Origin of the sequence: Paenibacillus sp. MZ04-78.2 (assembly GCF_024213375.1) — a bacterium.
Taxonomy (GTDB): Bacteria; Bacillota; Bacilli; order Paenibacillales; family NBRC-103111; genus Paenibacillus_G.
Window position 1 is genome coordinate 55,727 of record NZ_JANAVJ010000004.1, and the last position, 20,957, is coordinate 76,683.

A 20,957-nucleotide genomic window follows, 5' to 3' on the forward strand; every position below is an offset into this window, starting at 1 on the left:
TCCATTTTGTTGCAAAATGGCGAACAAAAAAAAGCAAACCGCCCTCCGCAAAGGCGCGGTCCGCCGATCGTGTAGCATTTACAGCTGCGAACGCAAGCGTTCGACGATTTGGTTCGTTTTCTTCCAGTCTTCCTCGGTGATCTCCGCTTTACCGTACTTCGCCTTCTCGAATACGTGAAGCACGGCCTCCAGCTCTTCGCTCATTCCCCGGCTCTGAAGGGACCAGCGGCGCACCGCCTCGCGCAGCGTCTCGTGCTCCTCGCGCACATAGCCTTTGCGCCGGAAAATGCGCAGCAGGCGTTCGCATTCCACAATGACTTTCTGCTTCAGCAGCGAAGCCCGGCGGCGGCGCGCGCGTTCCTTCAACAGCTCGACAACCTGCAGCTTCCATACAAGAAATGCGGCAACGGCGATCGCGGCGGCGGTAATGCTCCAAGCTGCCGCATGATGCGTTTCGACAGGCTCTGCCGGCTTCGTCTCCGGCTGTGGAGCAGGTTGAGGCTCCACCGGCGAAGCGGACGTTTCTTCCAGCAGCACGGCGCGCGGCATCGCGAAGCCTGCCGTCGGCTCGAACGGAATCCATCCGTAGCCGTCGAAATAGATCTCAACCCACGAGTGGGCGTCAGAGTTGCGTACCGTGTAGACTCCGCCGCCGTCGGGGTCCATCAGCAGCTCGTTGGGGGCGAAGCCTTGCGGCTCCGTCTGCTGAAAATCGGGCGTGCCCGACGCATAGCCTTTGACCCAGCGCGCCGGCAGCCCGATGGAGCGGGACAGCACCACCATCGCGGTAGAGTAATAATCGCAATAGCCTTCTTTGATCTCAAACAGGAACCGGTCGACAAAATCCTCGCTTTGACCCTTGCTGATATCGGGTTTATTCGTATACGGAAAGCTCGTCCGCAAGTATTGCTCCAGCTTCTTCGCTTTGTCATACGGAGTGGCCACATCCTTCGTCAGATCCGCGGCCAGCTTGCGGACCCGCTCCGGCACGCTGCCCGGCAGCTGTACGAATTCCGCCATATCCGGCCCCAGAGGAGCAAGAAGCAGCTTCCGCAGCGCTTCTTCATTGACAACCGGCATTTGCGAGACGATCGTGTACGTTTGCGGATACGGCTGGCGCTCGCTGTAGCGGATCTCGGATTGAGGAGCCGACCATTGCAGCGGCTCGAAGCCGTTTTTCGCGCCGTTCAGCCCCATTACTTTCTGGATGGAGAAGGCTCCGAACAGTACGGGATACGGCTGTTCCGACATCAGAGTGACGGTTTGCTTGACCTCCACCGTCTTCGCCTTGGAGCCGGCCAACCGGGGGTCCGCCGGAAGCGAAGCTTCAGGCCTGATCGCGTTCCACGGATCGCGCCGCTCGCTGTCGCTTTCCTCCCAGCCTTTGCCGGTATAGTGCGATCGCGTCTCGCCCCGCCAATAAGCGCGGTGATTCGTTTCCACCTTCATGACCGGCGTGTAGTCGAAACGGAAGCCGCCTCCCAGATTCGCATCGCTCCGGCTATAGCCGGACGAGGTATCCATCGCCTCGCTGGGGGGCACGGTGACGCCTTTGCCCGTGGTGAAGGCCATCGACTCTCCCCGGGACGCGCGCCAAGCGGTATACGGGTCGGTCAGCATCGGTCCGACCTCGGGCATGAGCGATCCGGCGAGCACCGTCACCCCGATTAAAGAGGCGACCGTCATGGCGATGGAAGCCGGATATTCCGCCAAGTGCCGCCAAGCGGTCGGATCTTTGCGCCGCAGCTGCGCGAAATGATTGAGAATGAGCAGCAGCAGCCCGCAGCCGACGATCACGGCCACTTGCGGCCACAGATAGATGGACGAGAACGAATCGCGGATACAGAGCGCAAGCACGCTGACCACCAGCAGAATATAGACCCGCCACTTGACTTCCACCCACCAAATAACCGTCACGTAAACGACCCAGGCGCCCATGCCGAACCACAAATACGGCGTAAGCTCGTACAGGTTCAAGAACAGCTTCGAGCTCACAAAGCCGGACGCCTTCATCGGCGCGATGACTTCAAATTGCTCTAGCACGAGCACGTTAATGACCACGACGGAGGCAAGCTGCAAAATACCGCGAACGATCCAATGCAGCCGCGTCAAATGCTCGAACGCAAAGATCGCCAGAAGCGTCAGCTTCACGATAACGACCGTCTCCGGAAGCCAGAAGCCGTCTTCTTTGGCGAACCAGTACACGAACTGGAGCAAAATCAAGCCGGACAACAGCACCGACAAGCGGTGCGGCCATTCGTCCCACAGCAGACGCCTAAGCCACATTCGCAGCCGCTTCATCCCTTCCGCCCCCCCAACAGCCCGGGCAGCTCCGACAGCTGCCTGACGGCATAGCAGGGAACGCCCCGCGCATACAAATCTTTGACCCAGGCTTCTTGGCCGCGGGGGGCGCCGATCCAAAGGTGGCACGGATTCATCTGCTGCTGCTTCAGCCAGGCAAGCGCCTGCAGCATCGGTTCGCCGGACATTGGACTGATCAGCATAACGAAGCTGCCGGGCGCCAGCTGATGCACTTTGGTTTTGAGCACATGGCGGATGTCAAGGACACCGTCGGCCTCCACATCGATGAAATGCTGCTGCACCGCCTGATACAGCGCTTGCCCGGTCTTGGGTTCGAGATAAATGTCGTCTGCGCCTGTGGAGACAAGCCCGAGCGCAAGCCCCCGTTCCGAACCGTATTGAAACAAGGACGCGGCTACAGATACGGCCAATTCGAACTGATCGGGGTCCCTGTAGGCTTGCCCCGCCCGATCGAGAATCAAATACGTCTTGGGCAGCGATTCGCGCTCGAACTCCTTCGATTTCCAAGTGCCGGTCTTGGCGGTCGCATTCCAATGAATGCGGGAGAGGCGGTCCCCGTAAATATATTCGCGAACCCCGTTGATCTGCGTCGTCTCCCGGACGGCCCGGGTCGTGGACGAATGGTGGCTCGTTCCTTTCATCATTTGGTTGTACTGCTGCCATTCCCGGATCGGCACCGTCTGCGGCAGCACGGCGACGCTCTGGGGCAGCTCCAGACCGCCCTTGTGCTCGAACAAGCCGAAGACGTCCTCGGTCACGCACTCCGTCTGCCCGAACGTATAGCGCCCCCGGCGCATCGCCGGGGTCCGGTATTCCCATTCCGCGCGCCGCCGCCAGTCGGGAACGACCGTCGCTTCGAACGTCAGCTCGCGCCCGCTTTTGTGAACCAAGCGGTCCTTGATAAACAAATAGGGGATCGGCCATATGCCCGGAATATGCAGTTGAATCGTGATGCCAAGCGAGCTACCCGCCGGCAGCAGGGAGCCATAATCGCCGCCGGACAGCGTGCGTATGCCTTGGGTCCGCTTAACGCCGCTCCACTGCCCCAGCAGCAAATACACGCTCAGAACCGTCATCATCACGAACAGCATGAAAGCCAGCTTGCCGCCTTGAAACAGCAAAAAGCCGAGACTTCCGGTAAAAGCCATCGCCACCGCCCAAAATTTTCGGCTGAACCGAAGCCTGAACGGGAGCCTGTGAGCGAAGGAAGGTTTCGTCATGCTCACTTCTCCCAACGAACCGGTACTTTCACCTGCTGCACGACCGATTGCAGAACGGATTGCACCGTTGCCCCATCCATCCGGGCTTCGGCCGTCAGCAAAATCCGGTGGCCCAGCACGTACGGCACCAAAAATTTAATATCGTCCGGGATGACGTAATCGCGCTCGTGAATCAAGGCAAGCGCTTTGGAGGCCTGCACGAGTGCAAGCGTTGCCCGCGGGCTGGCGCCGAGATAGATCGAGCCGTGCTCGCGCGTCTTGCGGGTGACGGCGACCAGATAAGCGGCAACCGCTTCGTCGAGATGCACCTGCTTGACCTGCTTCTGGATCGCCAAAATCTGGTCGCTGTCCACGACCGGCTCCAGCTCTTCGAGCGGATGGACGACGCTTTGCGCCAAAATCATCTTCGTTTCCGTATCCGCATCCGGGTACCCGAGACTGAACTTCATCATAAACCGGTCCAGCTGGGCTTCCGGCAAAATGTACGTGCCTTCAAAATCAATCGGATTTTGCGTAGCCAGCAGCAGGAACGGCTTCGGCAGGTCGTACGTTTCCCCGTCCACCGTCACATGGCGCTCCTCCATCGCTTCGAGCAGCGCCGATTGCGTCTTGGTCGTCGCCCGGTTAATTTCGTCCGCCAGCAAAATATGCGTCATGATCGGTCCGGGACGGAAAATAAATACCTCGTCCTTCGGATGATAGATCGAAACCCCCGTAATATCGGTAGGAAGGAGGTCGGGATTGCATTGAATACGGCGAAACTGGCCGCGGATCGATTTGGCAAGCGCTTTGATCAGCACCGTCTTGCCGGTGCCGGGCACATCCTCAAGCAGCACATGGCCTCCTGCCAGCATGGCGGTCATCAGCAGCACAATCTCGTCCGTTTTGCCGAGGATGCAGGATGCCAAGTTCGCTTGTATGCGCTTTAAGACTTGTATATCTTCTCGTATCATCGTTTCCATCGTCCGGGCCTCCTCGAAATGTTATCGTACAAAGTATATACGTATGAAAGAGAAATAAAGTTGTCAAAAACGGTTCCCTATGGCAAATGTTACTCCAATTTGCAACAAAATGTAACAAGGAAACGCAACCATCTATTCTTTTATTGTACAGGATTCAAAAAACGGGGGATACTTTACTTGTAAATCTGATGAATTTCTTCGGCGCAATGCAAAAAGCCCCGGTGAGTCGCCGGGGCACACGCGGACAGATCGGTCCGGGCATGATGGTAAAGTCCGCTCAGCCTTGCGGCCTGAACACAAGCGCCGCAAGAAACGAAAAGATGATGGCTGCCGAGATGCCCGCGCTCGTCACCTCGAAGATGCCGGTAATAATGCCGACGACGCCGTGCAGTTTAAGCTCGGTCAACGCGCCGTGAACGAGCGAATTGCCGAAGCTTGTGATCGGCACGGTCGCCCCGGCCCCGGCAAACTCGATAAACCGGTCGTACAGGCTCTTATTGCCGATCGGAATGCCGTCGACGATCGCTCCTGCGACGACCAGCGCGCTCATCGTATGCGCCGGTGTCAGCCGCATCACGTCCATCAGCAGCTGTCCGATCACGCAGATGGCCCCGCCGACGATAAACGCCCAAACAAACTGCATCCAATCCATAGTCTAACGCACCTCGCTTTCGATCACTACCGCATGGGCGATGCAGGGAATGCTTTCTCCTTGCTGGAAGGAAAGCGGAGACAGCAGCGCTCCCGTCGCCACCACGAGCACCCGTTTCAGCTCCCCCTTTTTCAAACGCTTCAAAATATGCCCGTAAGTAACGACGGCAGAGCAGGCGCACCCGCTACCACCGGCCTGCACGTTCTGTTTCTCCCGGTCGAAAACCATCAGGCCGCAGTCCTTGTAGGTCGTTTGATGGATCGGCACCTTGTGCTTTTCCAGCAGCTCGCAGGCGATTTCGTAGCCGACCTTCGCCAAATCCCCGGTCACGATCAGATCGTAGTAGCCCGGCTCCCGCTGAAAATCGCGAAAATGCGCCTGCAGCGTATCGACCGCCGCCGGTGCCATCGCAGCCCCCATATTGAATGGGTCCTTGATGCCCATGTCGATGACGCGGCCGATCGTCGCCCCGGTCACGACCGGACCCGCGCCGTGGTTCCCCACAACGGCGCAAGCCGCGCCCGTTACCGTATACTGCGCGGTCGGCGGCTTCTGCGAGCCGTATTCCGTCGGATAGCGGAATTGTTTTTCCGCCGTGGAATTATGGCTGCAGGTGCCGGCCATCACGTGATGGCCGAAGCCGGACTCTACGATCAGCGACGCGACGGCAAGCCCCTCCATCGAAGTCGAGCAGGCGCCGAAGATGCCGATATACGGGATTTGCATCGTCCGGACCGCAAAGCTGTTGCTGATAATCTGGTTCAGCAGGTCGCCCCCGACATAGAACTGGATATGCTCTTTGGTCAAGCACGCATTTTCGATCGCCAGCTTCGCCGCTTCCTCCAGCATTTTTTTCTCGGCCTTCTCCCAGCTCTCCTGCCCGATCATGGTGTCCGCATGCACGATATCGAATTCGTTGCCAAGCGGTCCGCTGGCCTCGTCCGGTCCGACAATCGTAGCCGTCCCCCGGATGACCGGCCGCTTCTTGAATTCCCAGCTTTGGGCTCCCTTCAGCATCTCATTTGACCCCCAATCCGAACAGCCAGTGGATGATGCCGATAACAAAGGCGGATACCGTCCCGTAGACGATAACCGGACCCGCCAGCTTGAACATGTTGCCTCCGACGCCCAGCACGTAGCCTTCGCTTTTATGCTCCAGCGCCGCGGAGCACATCGAGTTGGCAAATCCGGTGACGGGGACGGCCGAGCCGGCCCCCGCCCATTGGGCGATTCTGTCGTATACACCGAAGCAGGTTAGAACGACAGACAGGAAAATCATGACCGCTACCGTCGGATTCCCCGCCGTTTTATCGGTAAACCCGAACCAGTAAATAAAAAATTGGGTCACGAATTGTCCGATCAGACAGATGAACCCTCCGGCAATAAAAGCGCGAATGCAGTTTTGGAGCACCGGGCGCGCCGGCTCTCTCTTTTTGGCGAATTCCTGGTATTCCTGCTGGGTCCAGGTAAGCTTTTTCATTTTGGACTTTGTGCTCATGCTCGCTGTTCCTCCTGCATGGTTTTTATCGCTTCAACATAGGCTCGGCCTGCTCCAAGATCCGGTTCATTTGCTCTGCGCAGCTCTCGTACATGTGCTTCGCGCCCTCGTTCTTAACCGCGAGAGCGAACAGCGACAAATCCGCTTCGCACTTCTTGAGCGTCGCAAACAACAGCGGCTTTGACACTTCCTCGGGCACTTGAAGCATATCGTCGTACAAATCGACGTGCAGCCCCCCGTATGCGTCCACTTGACCGATGAACACGTTCTCCAGCGTCACGCCTGTTTTTTCCAGCTCCGTGAAGAGCCATTCCCTGCTCAGTCCGGCTGTGGCCAGCGGCTCGTCCATGATGTTGCCGTCGATAATGACCGCTTGCGACTCGCGTTCGGGCGCCGTTTTGATTCCGAGATGCTTCGCCGTGAGCGGTTGATTTTCTTTTTTCAGCAGCACGCTGATATCCCCGCTTGATTCCAGTATGGCAAATTCCACGTCGGCCACGTTAAACACGCTTTTGGTCCGCAACTGCTCCAGCAACTCGTCGGCGGTATAGCGTTCTTTTTTCAAATTATCTTCAAGAATTTTGCCTTCCTTGATAAATACCGTTCCTTTTCCCTCGAACCATTCCCGCAGCCGCTTGCTTTTCAGCGTCAGCATCTCCAGCAGCAGCGGAACCGCGAACCAGAGGAACAAGGCGATAAAGCCGTGCATGTAGTTCGCCTCGACGTCCGTGGACATAAACCCCGCAACCTCACCAAGGGTAATTCCCGTTATGTATTCGAAGAAGGTCAATTGAGATATTTGTTTTTTTCCCAAAATTCGGGTCATCAAAAACAAGATCGCGATCGTCAAAAGCGCCCGAAAAACAATGTGCATCCAATCCTGCAACGAATTCCTCTCCTTTTCCGCACGAGCTTAGCTTTCTTGGTGTAATTAAATTATTTGCCGAAACGGAAGAGTTATGGCAGGTAGTTATTGACATTCATCAGTATTCCTGAATCGCGCACATTACCATGTGTGGAGGTGATAACGATGACCGTAGCAAGCCAAGTGAAAACGACGCTGGCTTCGTTGAAAAGCGCACAGGCCAGTCTGGAAACGTTCGCGCTGAGCACGCAAAATCAGGAAGCCAAGACGCTGTTCCAAAATTGCGCGCAGCAAACGCAGCAAATCGTTGATCAAGTCAGCTCGCGTGTGCAGCAGCTCGAGAATGAGGAGCCCCAATATAAAGGGTTTTAAGGCATGGCGAAAACAGCCCGGTCCGTTTCTCCCAAACGGTTCCCGGGCTGTTTTTACTGCGCTTTTTATTCCTGCGCCGGCGTTCATATGCAATGATTGGCATCAAGCCAACACCATCAAAACGATCAGCAGCAAAATAAACAAGATCAGAATGAGCAGCAAGGAAGTGAAAAATTCCATCGGCATTCGCCCCTATTCAGATGGTTTGCAATCGTCCCTTCATGCTATGCCCGGTTAAAATAAATGGCGCAGGGCAAAAGCCCATCTCTATCCTAAAGTCCAAATAAATGCTATAATCAATCCATTGTTCACGTGAACATTAATCGATTTTCGGGAGGACTACCGATATCATGACGATTGCAACCAAGGAGCAGTTGACCGCCTTTGTGACCGAAACGGTGCGCGCCACCCCGGTCACCGATATTCATACCCATCTGTTTGCCGAATCGTTCGGAGACCTGCTGCTGTGGGGAGTAGACGAGCTGCTGACATACCATTATCTGATCGCCGAAACGTTCCGTTTCCGCCCGGATTTGTCTTATGACGCTTTCTGGCAGCTGTCCAAACAGGAGCAGGCCGACTTGATCTGGCAGACGCTGTTTATCGACCATTCGCCTTATAGCGAAGCGTGCCGCGGCGTCGTCACGGTATTGAACCGGCTCGGCTTCGATCTGGCGAAGCGCGATCTGGAGGAGTACCGTGCGTATTTCCGCAGCGTCAGCGCCAGCGACTACATTGACCGCATTTTGAAGCTGGCGAACGTGAAGACGGTCGTCATGACCAACGATCCGTTCGATGCTTACGAACGAGGGAAATGGGAAACTGACGCACCTCAGGACCCCCGCTTCCTGGCCGCGCTGCGGATCGATCCGCTGCTTAATCTGTGGGACAGCTCCTGGAGCAAGCTTAAGGAGCAGGGCTATGAGGTCAGTGCCGACTTGTCCGGTGGCACGCTCGCCGAAATCCGCCGCTTCCTGAAGGATTGGATTGCCGGGATGAAACCGCTGTATATGGCCGTTTCGCTGCCGAACGATTTTGCGTATCCGGAGGATTCCACGCGCGTCCGCATCATTGATGAGTGTATCGTGCCGGTCGCGCGGGAAGCGGGAATTCCGTTTGCGATGATGATCGGCGTGAAGCGCAAGGTCAACCCGTCCCTGAAGGATGCGGGCGATAGCCTTGGCAAAAGCGACATCGGCGCAGTCGAGCGAATCGTCAGCAAGTATCAGGACGTGAAATTTCTGGTCACGATGCTGTCCCGGGAAAACCAGCACGAGTTGGCCGTCACCGCGCGGAAAAACCGCAACCTGCTCGTATTCGGCTGCTGGTGGTTTCTGAACAACCCGAGCTTGATCGAGGAGATTACGCGGATGCGGCTTGAGCTGCTTGGCGGCAGCGTCATTCCGCAGCACTCGGATTGCCGTATTCTGGATCAGCTTCTGTACAAATGGGATCATTCGCGCGCGATTATCGGCAAAGTGCTCTGCGATAAATACGGCGACCTGTTCGACGCCGGCTGGCGGCTGGAGGAAGAGGAGATCCGCCGCGATATCGAGGATCTGCTCGGCGGCGTATTCTGGAAGTTTCTCGGCAAGCCAGACCCTGCGGCCTGATTTTCGGTTCTTCGATCATAACTAAGAGACGGCCTTCTGCGCGGCGCAGGGGCCGTCTTTTGCGTGCGTCAGGCAATGTAAGCATGATGGAACCGAGAGAAACGGACTTACGGTTCGCTTGAAGCTTTTACCGGATCAGACCGATACAGGAAAAAGGACCCCTTGTGGAGTCCTTTCCAACGGTGAACGTTTTGGTATTTTGCCTTGAACCTCGCCTAAAGCTCGGGTCTTACCTCATTCACGATCGCAGTACGTGTACTACTCTAACGTGTCTTTGGCACATCCCTCCGCTTCTATCTCGATTCGGAAGCAACTTCCCCGGTATTTCTCGTTGAACTGTTCAACGGAACCACACCTCTCTTTTCACCGTTGATTGTAGCATGTGCCGGCCGCGATGTTTTTATTCCAACCTTTAATAAAAAAGTTGGGCAAGCCCGTTCAATCCCGTACGATGACCACCGTACCGAGCGGGATGTGGCGGTACAGCCACTCGACGTCTCGATTGTGCATGCGGACGCAGCCCGCTGAAGCGCTGCTGCCGACCGAGTATGGCCGGTTCGTTCCGTGAATGCCGTAACGATACCCTCCCGAGCCCGGAACGTTGATTCCCATCCAACGCGTCCCCAGCGGATTTCGCGGGTCCCCTCCGGGAATTTGCTTCCGCACGTACCACGGCTTCACGATTTTGGTCACAATATGGAACGTCCCTGTTGGCGTCATATCCTTCGTCCGTCCTGTCGCAACGGCAAAGCTATAGGCTGCCCTCCCGTTCACGATGACGGTCAGCCGGTTCTCCGATTTATCGATCAGCAAATATACGCCTTCTTCCTCCAAACCGGCCGGGGGCGACGTCTCTCTAGAAGGCCCCGGCGCCTCTCCGAGTGCGCTTTCTACCGGCCAAGCGCTGAACAAAAGCATCAGGAGAAAAAGAGATATTCTCAACACCCATCATCCTTGCTTTTTCGTGATGAAGTCACACGCCGTTTTAGTGTGCTCCAACGCCCAAGCCGCCTATTCGCCCGTCACGGGCCTCTTCCCTTCTCCAAATTGGATGGCCCCGGCTGCTTTGTATAAAACTTGAAACTTTTTGAAGCTATGCTGCGTCTTATAAGAAGTAGGTAGGCAGTTAATGGTCTTTTTTCCACGAGCAAAAAGCAAAATTCGAGGAGGTATTCCAAGAAGATGAAGAAACGAACCGCAGTCACGGCGGCATTGGCCATGCAGCTTTTCTTATGCACCGGGGCCTTCGCTTATGAAAGCGAATTTACGAATTCCAAAGCGGCGAACGCGGATTTGCCGGCCAAAGCAAAGCTGGAAGCCTATAAAGTCGGGAAAGACTTCATGACGACAAAGGTTCGCGCCGAGTGGACCAAAGAACAGCTCCAATCGTTTCAAAAGCAGAGCATGTTCCGCAACATCCCCGCTTTGGCCTTTCAAACCGACGCCTCCGATGCTTTGAAGCCTAAAGTCATCATGACGAATCTGCCTGGGGTAAAGGTCGATCTGAATACCGGGGGAGAAAAAGAGGGAGACGAAGTCATCGTATCGATTCTGGGCGGAGACCGGCTGAATCCGAATAAATCCTACACCTTATACACAGGGTGGAGCTCTCGAGATGGCAATGATAAGCCGAGCCTGACCCTGCACTCGCTGCAAAGATTCGGGCAGCCCGGAGGTACGATCAACGATTTGTCCGATACTAAGGATCAGCTCGCCCACATAGAGTGGAAGCAGATCAGTGAAACAAACCCGAATTTCAAGTCGGCTCCGGAAAATCTCGCTGCTTCTTCCATATCGCATGTGGATGAAAAAAACACTAAAACCGTAAAAGGCGACTATACGAACATTTATTCCAAGGAAACGTTGGAGCAATACCGGAAGAGCGCTGCGCAGCGGGTGGAAAGCTTGTCAGAGCAGAGCTTCTGGCCGTTTGCCGCTACCTTTAACAATTCCGCTACCTCGGACCCGAAAAAGCTGGCCGAGATATACAGCCTCCAAATCTCCCAGGTTTATGCAATTGGAAAAACGGCGGACGGGGAGGAATTTACGGTTATCTGGTTTGGCGACGATCTGAAAGATTTGTCACTGCTCGAAAAGCATCCCAGATTCACTAAATTTCGCATCATCGAAATCGAAGGCCGGGCCACCGGCGACTCGCTGAGAAGCCTAGCCCACAGCTCTAGCGTCAGTCTGGTCGAGGTGGCGGATAAAGATCGGCAGCCGACGGGGATTTATTGGTTGGACCAGCTTTATTGCGACTAGAATTAAAAAAGGAGCCACAAAGCGACTCCAGCGAATAATAGAGGGCAGGCCGATCGATGTCGGTTCTGCCCTTTCTTATAAATTTTCTACAGCTACCCTATCACCCTATCAGTTCCACAATGACTTCGCCGAGCAGCCGCTTGACGTCCTCCGGCTCAACGTAGCCCGCCCGGGCCGTCAACGCATTGGCCGTTCCGGAAGCGGTGGCCAATCTGAGGCAATCCTCGACGGGAAGCCCTTTAGAAACGCCGATGGCCATTCCTGCCACGTAAGCATCCCCACAGCCGACCGCATTCACTGGATCGACCTTCGGGGCACGCACCCGGTAGCAGACGCCGTGAAATGCGGCAAGCGAGCCTTGCGCTCCCATCGATACGCTGATGCACGGAATGCCGGTCTCATTCAGCCGCAGCAAGCCTTGCATCAGCGCATTTTCGTCCTCGATCGAATGACCGAGCCATTGCGCGACTTCGTCCTCGTTCGGCTTGATGAAGTAAGGCTTCGCTTCCGCGCCCCGCATCAGCGCTTCCCCGCTCGTATCCAAAAATACGACGGCGCCCTGCCTTTGAGCGATCTCGATCAATTCCGCATAAAAGGACTTTGGCACGCCCGCCGGAAGCGAGCCGCTGAACGCGACGACCTTCGCCCGTGCGGCTAGCTGCGCAAGCTTTTGCCGCATCGCCTCCATCTCTTGACCGGCAATCGTCGGTCCCGGCTCCAGCAGCTCCGTCGATACGCCGTCTTGATCCATGAAGTTCAGACAGATGCGGGATTCGCCCTCGATCTTCACGAAGTCGTGCGCAATGCCCTGCCGCGTCAATCCGCGTTCGATAAAATTGCCGTTGCTGCCCCCGGCAAATCCGGTCGCCAGCACGGGAACGCCTTGCAGCGCGACGACGCGGGCGACATTGATCCCTTTGCCTCCCGGCTCCGAATACACGCGGTCCACCCGGGAGACTTGACCTGCGGCCAGCGCAGGTAAATGATACGTCTTGTCGATGGCCGCGTTCAAGGTGACGGTAACGATCATCGGAGGTTTCCGGCTTTGCCGATGCAGCCGACCATCCGCATTTTTTCAATTGCCGCTTCTTTTACGGCCTTCTTGGCCGGAATCATATATTTGCGCGGGTCGTTCTCCTGCGGGTTGTCCGCGAACACGGCCTTGATCGCGTCGGAGAAAACGATACGGATCTCGGTGGCGATGTTCATTTTGGCCATGCCGAGCGATACGCAGCGCTTCACCTGCTCTTCCGGGATGCCGGAACCGCCGTGCAGCACGAGCGGCACCGAGACGATCTCGGCAATGCGCCGAATGCGGTCGAAATCGATCTTCGGCTCGCCCTTGTAAATGCCGTGAGCCGTACCGATTGCAGGCGCCAGCGTGTGGACGCCGGTCCGCTCGACGAACTCGGCGCACTCCTGCGGGTCGGCCATCAGCGCTTCGTGTTCGGCCACGACGATATCGTCCTCCACGCCACCCACTTTGCCGAGCTCGGCTTCGACGTTGACGCCGGCAGCGCTCGCCACTTCGACGACTTGCTTCGTCAAGCGCACGTTTTCTTCAAAAGGCAGCATCGAGGCGTCGATCATCACCGACGTATATCCGGCCCGGATGCACTGCACGATCGTCGCAAAGTCCGTACAATGGTCCAGATGAAGCGCGATCGGCACCCCGGAGCGGTTGGCCGCAACCGTGGCTGCCGCCGCGATATAATCGGGACCGAGATGCTTGACCGTCCCTACCGTCGATTGAAGAATTAAAGGCGATCCGGTTTCTTCCGCGGCGTCGACGACCGCTTGCAGCATCTCCAGCGTATGCACGTTGAATGCGCCGATTCCGTAGCCGCCCGCGCGGGCCGCTTCAAGCAATGAGGTGGATGATACTAATGGCATATCGATGTCATCTCGCTTCCGGCTAAATTTTAACCACTTGCGTCAGGTTGCGGGGCATATCCGGGTCCACATTGCGTTTCATGGCCGTATAGAAGCCCAAATATTGCAGCGCCGGCAAATAAAGCACCGTGCGGGCATCGTCGCTCATCTCCGCTCCGCCGACTTCGAAGACCGCATCCGCGAACGCGGTATCTTCCCCGGCCTTCGCCGTGACGAGCAGCACGAATGCGCCGTACTCCTGCATTTCCTTGGCGACCTTCAGCTCGTAATCGCGCGCTTTCTCGGACAGCAGCAGGCAGACGAGCGTGCCCGGCTCCACAATCGACTTGGGACCGTGGCGGAATTCCAGCGTACCGTACGCTTCCGTCCAGATGTAGGACATTTCTTTGATTTTCAAGCTCGCTTCCAGCGCGATGCCGTAATACGTGCCCATGCCCAGGTAAATGACCTTGTGAAAATCGTTCGTGTCGACCAAAGGCTGAATGAAAGCGTCGGCGGCTTTGACGACTTGATCGTCCGTTTGCGCGACCGAAGCAAGCTGCTCAAACTGATCCTGCTTGCCCGCCGCCTTGGCGATCGCCGCGTGCATTAAAAACGTCATACTGCTGAACGATTTCGTCATGACCGTGCTCGTTTCTTTCCCGAGCGGGGATACCAGGCAATCCGCCAGCTTCGCCATGCTGCTCTCTTCGTAGCAGGTGATACCCGCGACTTTCACGTTAGAGAGAGGCTTCACGGCTTCCAGCGCCAGCAGCACCTCCGTCGATTCGCCCGATCTCGATACGCCGATCACCAAATAATTGCGGTTCGGAGGAAGCGTCTGCTCGCGGAATAGGAACACCTCCGAGGAAGGATACGCCGTTGCGCTTTTGCCCAGCCATGCCCGATAGACGGACGCCATTGCCAAGGCTTGATAATAGGATGAGCCGCTGCCGATGAACACCGTCTCGTCCGTTTCCGAATCGAGGAGATGCTTTTGCACCCAGTCTCCTTGCTGCTGGAGCTGTGCAAGCGCCGCACTCAGCGCCTCCGCCTGTGCCGAAATTTCAGGATACGTATATTGACCGAATGGCTTCACAATATTACCCCTTTCGTCTTATTAATGATAATATAAATCATAATTTTGATTTTTTCAATCATTTTATCTCAAGCATAGGATAGCTATACGGTGATCGTGATTTCATTCGAAAGTCGTTTTTTTTGTTAAAAAACCATATAGTGGATATACAAAACATAAAGTTCTTGCGATAATACGAAATGGGAGAACCATTCAAACCGATGCAGACGCCAATGTGCAGGCAGCCGCTATTGATATATGAAAAGGTGGAGACTCTTTTATGGATAGTCCTGCTGTAAGAAGAGGTTTATTTTTCGTCATAACCGGAGCGATCTTATGGGGAATAAGCGGCACCGTCGCCAAAAAATTGTTTCAACACTACGCCATCGAGGTCGATTGGCTGGTCACGACACGATTGCTTGTAGCCGGTATTTTGCTTTTAGCCGTGCAATTGTTCACAAAAGACCGCTCTCAAATATTCGGTGTCTGGAAAAACAGAAAAGCAGCCCTGCGCTTGGTTATTTTCGCGCTGTTCGGCACGCTTGCCGTTCAATATACGTATATGGCTGCGATCCAGCAGGGCAATGCCGCCGTAGCCACACTGCTGCAATATTTGGCGCCGGTCATGATTATTTTTTATCTCATCCTGCGAAAACAAGCGGTCTTCACACGCCAAGATTTAGTAACCGTTTCCCTTGCTTTAGTCGGCTGCTTTTTATTATTAACCAACGGCTCCGTCTCTCAATTATCGGTGCCGACGCCAGCCATCGTATGGGGAGTATTGTCGGGGGTAACGTTGGCGTTTTATACGGTATATGCGGTTCCTTTGTTGAAGCAGTACGATTCGCTTGTCATTGTCGGCTGGGCTATGATCATCGGGGGCGCTGCCTTAAGCTTTATCCATCCGCCTTGGCAGGCGGATTTTGCCGGCATGCCGCCAGAAGCCTTCTTATACCTGATATTCGTGATCGTATTCGGCACCATGCTCGCCTTTTGGTTTTATATCGAAAGCTTGCAAACTCTTTCCCCCAAAGAATCAAGCCTCGTTGGCAGTCTGGAGCCGCTGGCGGCTGTGTTAACGACGGTTCTTTGGCTGAAAGAGCCGTTTGGATATTTTCAGTGGTTCGGCACGTCCTGCATCATCGGGATGATTTTATTGGTGGCTTTGAAAAAAGCGCCTTCCAATCAAATCAACATCGGCGCCCAAGCCAACTCTCTTCGTAGCAAAAAACAAGCGCCGCCGTCTAATTGAGACAGCGGCGCTTTCGCCTAACCGGACTGACGGAATCGTCCTTCCGTTATTTCTTCTCTTCGTCCCGATGCGTTTCGAGCAGTGATGCGCCCGCGATGCCCGGATTCGTCATTTCGTACGGGTCCAAAATCAAGTTCAGCTCGTCTTCGCGCAGCACATCGTACAACAGGCAGAGCTCGCGGACCGAGCGGCCGGTTTCGATCGCCTCGCGGGCGATTCTCGCCACCGGCTCGTAGCCTAGATGCGGGTTCAGCGCGGTAATGACGCCGACGCTTCGCTCTACGTACTCTTTGCAGTGGTCGATATTCGCTTGGATGCCGTCGAGGCAGTATGTTTTGAACACCTTGAACACCTGGCTCATCATGCTGAGCGATTGCAGCAGGTTAAATACCAGCACCGGCTCCATAACGTTCAGCTCAAGCTGTCCCGCTTCGGAAGCCAAGCAGATGGTATGGTCGTTGCCGATCACCTGAAACGCCACTTGGTTGACGACCTCGCACATGACCGGGTTCACTTTGCCCGGCATGATCGAGGAGCCCGGCTGACGCGCCGGCAGACTGATCTCGGACAACCCGGTACGCGGTCCCGAAGCCATCAGCCGCAGGTCGTTCGCCACCTTCGACATGTTGATCATGCACACCTTCAATGCCGCAGACACTTCGGTATAAGCGTCGGTATTCTGCGTCGCATCGACGAGGTGCTCCGCGCTGACCAGCGGGAAGCCGCTCAATTCGGCCAGCAGCTCCGCTACGCGCTTTATGTAGCGCGGGTCGGCGTTCAAGCCGGTGCCGACAGCCGTCGCGCCCATATTGATCTCGTACAAGTGCTGCCGCGTCTGCGTAATCCGCTTGATGTCTCTTGCGAGCACCCGGCGATAAGCTTCAAACTCCTGACCGAGGCGGATCGGCACGCCGTCCTGCAGATGCGTCCGGCCCATTTTGATAACGCTGTCGAATTCCTTCGCTTTGGCCTCAAAGCCTTCGTGCAGCTCGTTCATCACCTCAAGCAGCTGATCGAGCAGCGTCAGAACGGCAATATGAATCGCCGTCGGGAAGGCGTCGTTCGTCGACTGCGCCATGTTCACATGGGTATTGGGACTAAGCGTAAAGTAGTTGCCCTTGTCGCCCCCGAGCAGCTCGATGCCCCGGTTGGCAATGACTTCGTTCGCGTTCATGTTGATCGACGTGCCCGCCCCGCCTTGGATCGGGTCTACGATAAATTGATCGTGCCATTGTCCGGCGATGATTTCTTCGGCCGCCTGAACGATGACCTTCCCAAGGTTCGGATTCAGCTGGCCGATCTCCATATTGGCGATAGCCGCCGCTTTTTTGACTGTCGCCATGGCGACAATCAGCTCTTTATGAATCCGGTATCCGGTAATCGGAAAGTTTTCCACGGCCCGCATCGTCTGAACTCCATAGTAAGCATGGACCGGTACTTCCTTCGTGCCCAAAAAGTCTTTTTCCACCCGATATTGCGCGCTGGTCATGACCTGTCTCCCCTTTATGGCTACGATAAGTTGCAACGGGATGAACTTACAAGCAGTGTCATCTCCATACGTTATTGTATCTCAATTTACCAATGGTTGAAAGGGCTTGACATCGAAAAATAAAACGTTTCCATGCTTGTCCCGTCAACTTCCGCGAATCAGTTGGTCCAGTTCCTCCAGGGACGGCAGAGCGGGAATGGCCCCCTTGCGGGTCGTCGTCAGCGCGCCGGCCGCATTGCCCGAGCGGCACACCTCGTCAAGCTCCGCCTCCGTCAGCTCGTCCGGACGCTTCCCGGATTCCATCAACCGGAACAATGCGCCCGAGAAGAACGCGTCGCCCGCGCCGGTCGTATCGACGGCATTCACCGCGAAGCCCGGCACCCGGCCCGTCCGCTCGCCCTGACGGTAAAAGCTGCCGTCCGGCCCCAGCGTCACGAAGATCAGCGGAGTGTCGTACTGCTCCCGGAGCTGCCGGGTACCTGCCTCCAGGTCCCGCTCACCGGTCAGAAAATGCAGCTCCTCCTCGGAAAGCTTCAGGACGTCGCTGTAAGTCAGGCCTTCCAGAATGAGCCGTTTTGCACGATCCAAATCCGGCCACAGGAGCGGACGCAGATTCGGATCGAAGGAGACGAGCTTGCCTTCCCGGCGGGCAAAAGCAGCTGCGCGCAGCGTCGCCGAAGCCGAAGGCTCGTGCGTCATCGAGACGGAGCCGAAATGAAACAAGGCGGCTTCCCCGATCCGCTTCCAGTCGATCTCCGACTCCTGCAGCAGCATGTCCGCCCCCGGATTGCGGTAAAAGCTGAAAGAACGGTCTCCACTGGCATCAAGGCTGACAAAAGCCAGCGTCGTACCGGCTTCTCCGGTAAATACCATGCCGCCCGTATCCACCCCGTGCTTCTCCAGCTCTCCCGTCAAAAAACGGCCGAACGCATCCTCGCCGACTTTGCCGATAAACGCCGTCCGTTTGCCAAGCTTGGTCAGCCCTGCCATCACATTGGCCGGCGCGCCGCCGGGATTTTGCTCGTACCGCGGCAACCCCTGCCCGGACACACCCGCTGGCGTAAAATCGATCAGCAGCTCTCCGATGGCGACGGCATCCAGTTTATTCATGTCCATCCTCCGTCCGTTTTATCAAATTCCGATCGGTACACGTTGCCGGCGCTTGCGGCCTCCCGGATCAAAGCATCCCGGCCTCCGCAGACGTTTCAGGCAACGTTCCATTCTATTGTAGTCGCAGGGAAATCAGTCCGTCAACGATCGCGCCCTTTGTCCCAAATCGATTATAATTGTTTTTCCCGTTGACAGTACGAGCCGCCCAATGGTACAGTGACAGTTGTAGATTATTTCCATAGAAAGGATGGCTGCCATATGTTGCTCGCCAGAGACCGCAAATTTCGCGCACATCGTCGATACAATCGGATTGTTCGGTGCAGCCACTCCGCGCTGGAATCATAACGGCTCGTTCGCCGTTCTGCGAATTTCTTCCGTATACGCGGCGCATGGTTACGCACTCTCGTAATCGTGCGCCTTTTTTATCGGTCCGCAGCAGTTATAACCCGCGTATGGTGTTTGTTGCGAACAGATAAGCATCCCTTGGATACGGATGTGTTAAGGCATATCGCTTACGAGCGGTATGCCTTTTTTGGCGTCGGTTTCCAAACGCCGCCGTATAACCATCTTTATAGAACAGGAAAGGAGTACATTCACATGTTCATCGTATTAAAAAAGCTGCGCTGGTTTTTCGCCATGCACTGGAAACGATACACTTCCGCGATCCTGCTGTCGCTGTTCGCCGGGATTCTGGAGGTCATTCCCCCGAAGCTGATCGGCTATTCCATCGACGGTATTCATCAAGGGACGCTGACCAGCGCGCAGCTTTATCAGGTGATTGGCTTTTGGGCCGCAGTAGTTCTGTTGTGTTACGTGCTTACTTACGTTTGGATGTATCAGCTTTACGGCGGCGCCTATATGCTGGAGCGTCTGCTCCGCTCGCGTCTGATGCGCCACTTCGCCAAGATGACGCCGACGTTCTACGAACGCAACCGGACGGGCGATTTGATGGCCCGGGCAACGAACGATCTGAATGCCGTCTCGGCGACCGCAGGCTTCGGGATAATGACTCTGGTCGATTCCAGCCTGTTCATGCTGACAATCTTAATCATGATGGCGGCGATTATCAGTTGGAAACTGACGCTCGCTGCTCTGCTGCCGCTGCCGCTCATGGCGCTGCTGATGAGCAGGTTCGGCAAGCGAATCCACGAGCGCTTCACAAGCGCGCAGGACGCGTTCGGCCAGTTGAACGACCAGGTGCTGGAGTCGATCGGCGGCGTTCGGGTCATCCGCGCCTTCGTGCAGGAGAAGGCCAGCGAGGAACGGTTCCACCGCATCTCGGACGACGTGTTCCAGAAAAATATCGCCGTCGCCCGCGTTGACACGCTGTTCGATCCGACGGTAAAAATTTTGGTCGGCATCAGCTATTTGATCGGTTTGTGCTACGGCGCATATCTGGTGTTCCACAGCGAAATTACGCTCGGGGAGCTGGTTTCGTTCAACATGTTCCTCGGCATGCTGATTTGGCCGATGTTCGCGATCGGCGAGCTCATCAACCTCATGCAGCGGGGCAACGCTTCGCTGGATCGGGTCAACGAAACGCTCGCGTACGAGCCGGATGTGGAAGGCCCGGCGAATCCCGTCCCGGTTGACGTGCCGGAAAGCATCGTGTTCGACCGCGTGACGTTCCGCTATCCATCTTCGCCTGTCGATAATCTTGTGGACATTTCGTTCAAGCTGGAGCGCGGTCAGACGCTCGGAATCGTGGGCCGGACGGGAAGCGGCAAAACGACGCTGCTCAAGCAGCTTCTGCGCGAATACCCTTCCGGCCAGGGAGCGGTCCGGCTGTCCGGCATGCCGGCCGACCGGATCGATCCCGATACGCTTCAAGGCTGGATCGGCTATGTGCCGCAGCAGCCGATCTTGTTCTCGCGGTCGATCCGCGAAAATGTTACATTCGGTCGCAGCCATGCGAACGAAACGGAAGTGCAGCGGGCGCTGGAGCTCGCCTCGTTCGCCAAGGACGTGCACTTCCTGCCCGAAGGTCTGGAAACGCTGGTCGGCGAAAAGGGCGTCGCTTTATCCGGCGGTCAAAAACAGCGCGTGTCCATCGCCCGCGCCTTGATCGTCGATCCCGAAATTCTCATGCTCGACGATGCGCTATCGGCTGTCGACGCCAAGACGGAAGCGGAAATCATCACGGGGATTCGCCAGGAACGCGCCGGCAAGACGACGCTGATCGTCACTCACCGGCTGTCGGCCGTCCAGCATGCCGATTGGATCGTTGTGCTGGATGAAGGGCGGATCGCGGAAGAAGGCACCCACGAGCAGCTGCTTCAGGCCGGAGGCTGGTACAAGGAGCAGTACGACCGCCAACAGCTCGAAGCGAACATCGGGGCGTAGATCCCCGTTCAAAATAAGCGAAGCGGACGGTATCGCTCCGAAATAGC

At 56.2% G+C, this 20,957-nt stretch carries 18 protein-coding genes; 5 read left to right on the forward strand and 13 right to left on the reverse strand.

Annotated elements, in window-relative coordinates; all coding sequences use genetic code 11:
- Positions 1-78 precede the first annotated feature (78 nt).
- The 7 genes from NLX71_RS04740 to NLX71_RS04770 form a co-directional block, all read right to left on the reverse strand.
- On the reverse strand, positions 79-2,301 hold the full coding sequence (locus NLX71_RS04740; protein WP_254362347.1) for a transglutaminase TgpA family protein: 2,223 nt from the start codon (positions 2,299-2,301) through the stop codon (positions 79-81).
- Positions 2,298-3,542, reverse strand: coding sequence for a DUF58 domain-containing protein (locus NLX71_RS04745; protein ID WP_254362348.1), 1,245 nt, complete (start codon positions 3,540-3,542; stop codon positions 2,298-2,300). The genes NLX71_RS04740 and NLX71_RS04745 overlap by 4 nt, the downstream gene beginning before the upstream one ends.
- A gap of 2 nt (positions 3,543-3,544) precedes the next feature.
- Entirely contained in the window at positions 3,545-4,504 is a 960-nt protein-coding gene (locus tag NLX71_RS04750; protein ID WP_254362349.1) for an AAA family ATPase, read from the reverse strand.
- A 277-nt stretch (positions 4,505-4,781) separates the two neighbouring features.
- Positions 4,782-5,147, reverse strand: coding sequence for a stage V sporulation protein AE (gene spoVAE / locus NLX71_RS04755; protein WP_254362493.1), 366 nt, complete (start codon positions 5,145-5,147; stop codon positions 4,782-4,784).
- A 12-nt stretch (positions 5,148-5,159) separates the two neighbouring features.
- Positions 5,160-6,173, reverse strand: a complete 1,014-nt coding sequence (gene spoVAD / locus NLX71_RS04760) for a stage V sporulation protein AD (RefSeq protein ID WP_254362350.1) — start codon at positions 6,171-6,173, stop codon at positions 5,160-5,162.
- 1 nt (position 6,174) lies between these two features.
- The gene (gene spoVAC / locus NLX71_RS04765) at positions 6,175-6,654 is read right to left on the reverse strand and encodes a stage V sporulation protein AC (RefSeq protein WP_254362351.1); all 480 of its coding nucleotides are present in this window, start codon (positions 6,652-6,654) and stop codon (positions 6,175-6,177) included.
- A 25-nt stretch (positions 6,655-6,679) separates the two neighbouring features.
- A complete protein-coding gene (locus NLX71_RS04770; protein ID WP_254362352.1) occupies positions 6,680-7,540 on the reverse strand; it encodes a DUF421 domain-containing protein in 861 nt (286 codons plus the stop codon).
- Between the two features lie 144 nt (positions 7,541-7,684).
- Here NLX71_RS04770 and NLX71_RS04775 point away from each other — a divergent pair, with 144 nt between their 5' ends.
- Both NLX71_RS04775 and NLX71_RS04780 read left to right on the forward strand, forming a co-directional pair.
- A complete protein-coding gene (locus tag NLX71_RS04775) occupies positions 7,685-7,891 on the forward strand; it encodes a DUF1657 domain-containing protein (protein WP_253412675.1) in 207 nt (68 codons plus the stop codon).
- A gap of 350 nt (positions 7,892-8,241) precedes the next feature.
- On the forward strand, positions 8,242-9,504 hold the full coding sequence (locus NLX71_RS04780) for a glucuronate isomerase (protein ID WP_254362353.1): 1,263 nt from the start codon (positions 8,242-8,244) through the stop codon (positions 9,502-9,504).
- A 438-nt stretch (positions 9,505-9,942) separates the two neighbouring features.
- On the opposite strand, the gene NLX71_RS04785 is transcribed toward NLX71_RS04780, so the two are convergent.
- The gene (locus NLX71_RS04785; RefSeq protein ID WP_254362354.1) at positions 9,943-10,449 is read right to left on the reverse strand and encodes a L,D-transpeptidase; all 507 of its coding nucleotides are present in this window, start codon (positions 10,447-10,449) and stop codon (positions 9,943-9,945) included.
- 237 nt (positions 10,450-10,686) lie between these two features.
- Here NLX71_RS04785 and NLX71_RS04790 point away from each other — a divergent pair, with 237 nt between their 5' ends.
- Complete coding sequence (locus tag NLX71_RS04790; protein ID WP_254362355.1) at positions 10,687-11,766, forward strand: hypothetical protein; 1,080 nt, start codon at positions 10,687-10,689, stop codon at positions 11,764-11,766.
- 100 nt (positions 11,767-11,866) lie between these two features.
- On the opposite strand, the gene pfkB is transcribed toward NLX71_RS04790, so the two are convergent.
- The 3 genes from pfkB to NLX71_RS04805 are packed head-to-tail and all read right to left on the reverse strand — an operon-like array spanning position 11,867 to position 14,737.
- Complete coding sequence (pfkB, locus tag NLX71_RS04795; RefSeq protein WP_254362356.1) at positions 11,867-12,796, reverse strand: 1-phosphofructokinase; 930 nt, start codon at positions 12,794-12,796, stop codon at positions 11,867-11,869.
- On the reverse strand, positions 12,793-13,659 hold the full coding sequence (fba, locus tag NLX71_RS04800; protein ID WP_254362357.1) for a class II fructose-1,6-bisphosphate aldolase: 867 nt from the start codon (positions 13,657-13,659) through the stop codon (positions 12,793-12,795). The genes pfkB and fba overlap by 4 nt, the downstream gene beginning before the upstream one ends.
- Positions 13,660-13,681: 22 nt before the next feature.
- Positions 13,682-14,737, reverse strand: a complete 1,056-nt coding sequence (locus tag NLX71_RS04805; RefSeq protein ID WP_254362358.1) for an SIS domain-containing protein — start codon at positions 14,735-14,737, stop codon at positions 13,682-13,684.
- A gap of 259 nt (positions 14,738-14,996) precedes the next feature.
- Between NLX71_RS04805 and NLX71_RS04810 the strand changes: the two genes are divergently transcribed.
- The gene (locus NLX71_RS04810) at positions 14,997-15,968 is read left to right on the forward strand and encodes a DMT family transporter (protein ID WP_254362359.1); all 972 of its coding nucleotides are present in this window, start codon (positions 14,997-14,999) and stop codon (positions 15,966-15,968) included.
- A 46-nt stretch (positions 15,969-16,014) separates the two neighbouring features.
- On the opposite strand, the gene aspA is transcribed toward NLX71_RS04810, so the two are convergent.
- Both aspA and NLX71_RS04820 read right to left on the reverse strand, forming a co-directional pair.
- Positions 16,015-17,457 carry an aspartate ammonia-lyase gene (gene aspA, locus NLX71_RS04815; RefSeq protein ID WP_254362360.1) on the reverse strand — a complete coding sequence of 481 codons (1,443 nt, stop codon included), beginning with the start codon at positions 17,455-17,457 and terminating at the stop codon, positions 16,015-16,017.
- Between the two features lie 144 nt (positions 17,458-17,601).
- Complete coding sequence (locus tag NLX71_RS04820) at positions 17,602-18,567, reverse strand: carbohydrate kinase family protein (protein WP_254362361.1); 966 nt, start codon at positions 18,565-18,567, stop codon at positions 17,602-17,604.
- A 597-nt stretch (positions 18,568-19,164) separates the two neighbouring features.
- Here NLX71_RS04820 and NLX71_RS04825 point away from each other — a divergent pair.
- Positions 19,165-20,910, forward strand: a complete 1,746-nt coding sequence (locus NLX71_RS04825) for an ABC transporter ATP-binding protein (protein ID WP_254362362.1) — start codon at positions 19,165-19,167, stop codon at positions 20,908-20,910.
- The last annotated feature ends 47 nt before the right edge of the window (positions 20,911-20,957 follow it).

Excerpts from the sequence above, each read along its gene's own strand:
- NLX71_RS04820 (WP_254362361.1), bottom strand. The coding sequence starts at position 18,567 with ATGAATAAACTGGATGCCGTCGCCATCGGAGAGCTGCTGATCGATTTT.
- spoVAE (WP_254362493.1), bottom strand. The coding sequence starts at position 5,147 with ATGCAGTTTGTTTGGGCGTTTATCGTCGGCGGGGCCATCTGCGTGATC.
- fba (WP_254362357.1), bottom strand. The coding sequence starts at position 13,659 with ATGCCATTAGTATCATCCACCTCATTGCTTGAAGCGGCCCGCGCGGGC.
- NLX71_RS04825 (WP_254362362.1), top strand. The coding sequence starts at position 19,165 with ATGTTCATCGTATTAAAAAAGCTGCGCTGGTTTTTCGCCATGCACTGG.
- pfkB (WP_254362356.1), bottom strand. The coding sequence starts at position 12,796 with ATGATCGTTACCGTCACCTTGAACGCGGCCATCGACAAGACGTATCAT.
- aspA (WP_254362360.1), bottom strand. The coding sequence starts at position 17,457 with ATGACCAGCGCGCAATATCGGGTGGAAAAAGACTTTTTGGGCACGAAG.
- NLX71_RS04750 (WP_254362349.1), bottom strand. The coding sequence starts at position 4,504 with ATGGAAACGATGATACGAGAAGATATACAAGTCTTAAAGCGCATACAA.
- NLX71_RS04775 (WP_253412675.1), top strand. The coding sequence starts at position 7,685 with ATGACCGTAGCAAGCCAAGTGAAAACGACGCTGGCTTCGTTGAAAAGC.
- NLX71_RS04745 (WP_254362348.1), bottom strand. The coding sequence starts at position 3,542 with ATGACGAAACCTTCCTTCGCTCACAGGCTCCCGTTCAGGCTTCGGTTC.
- NLX71_RS04740 (WP_254362347.1), bottom strand. The coding sequence starts at position 2,301 with ATGAAGCGGCTGCGAATGTGGCTTAGGCGTCTGCTGTGGGACGAATGG.
- NLX71_RS04790 (WP_254362355.1), top strand. The coding sequence starts at position 10,687 with ATGAAGAAACGAACCGCAGTCACGGCGGCATTGGCCATGCAGCTTTTC.
- spoVAD (WP_254362350.1), bottom strand. The coding sequence starts at position 6,173 with ATGCTGAAGGGAGCCCAAAGCTGGGAATTCAAGAAGCGGCCGGTCATC.
- spoVAC (WP_254362351.1), bottom strand. The coding sequence starts at position 6,654 with ATGAGCACAAAGTCCAAAATGAAAAAGCTTACCTGGACCCAGCAGGAA.
- NLX71_RS04810 (WP_254362359.1), top strand. The coding sequence starts at position 14,997 with ATGGATAGTCCTGCTGTAAGAAGAGGTTTATTTTTCGTCATAACCGGA.
- NLX71_RS04780 (WP_254362353.1), top strand. The coding sequence starts at position 8,242 with ATGACGATTGCAACCAAGGAGCAGTTGACCGCCTTTGTGACCGAAACG.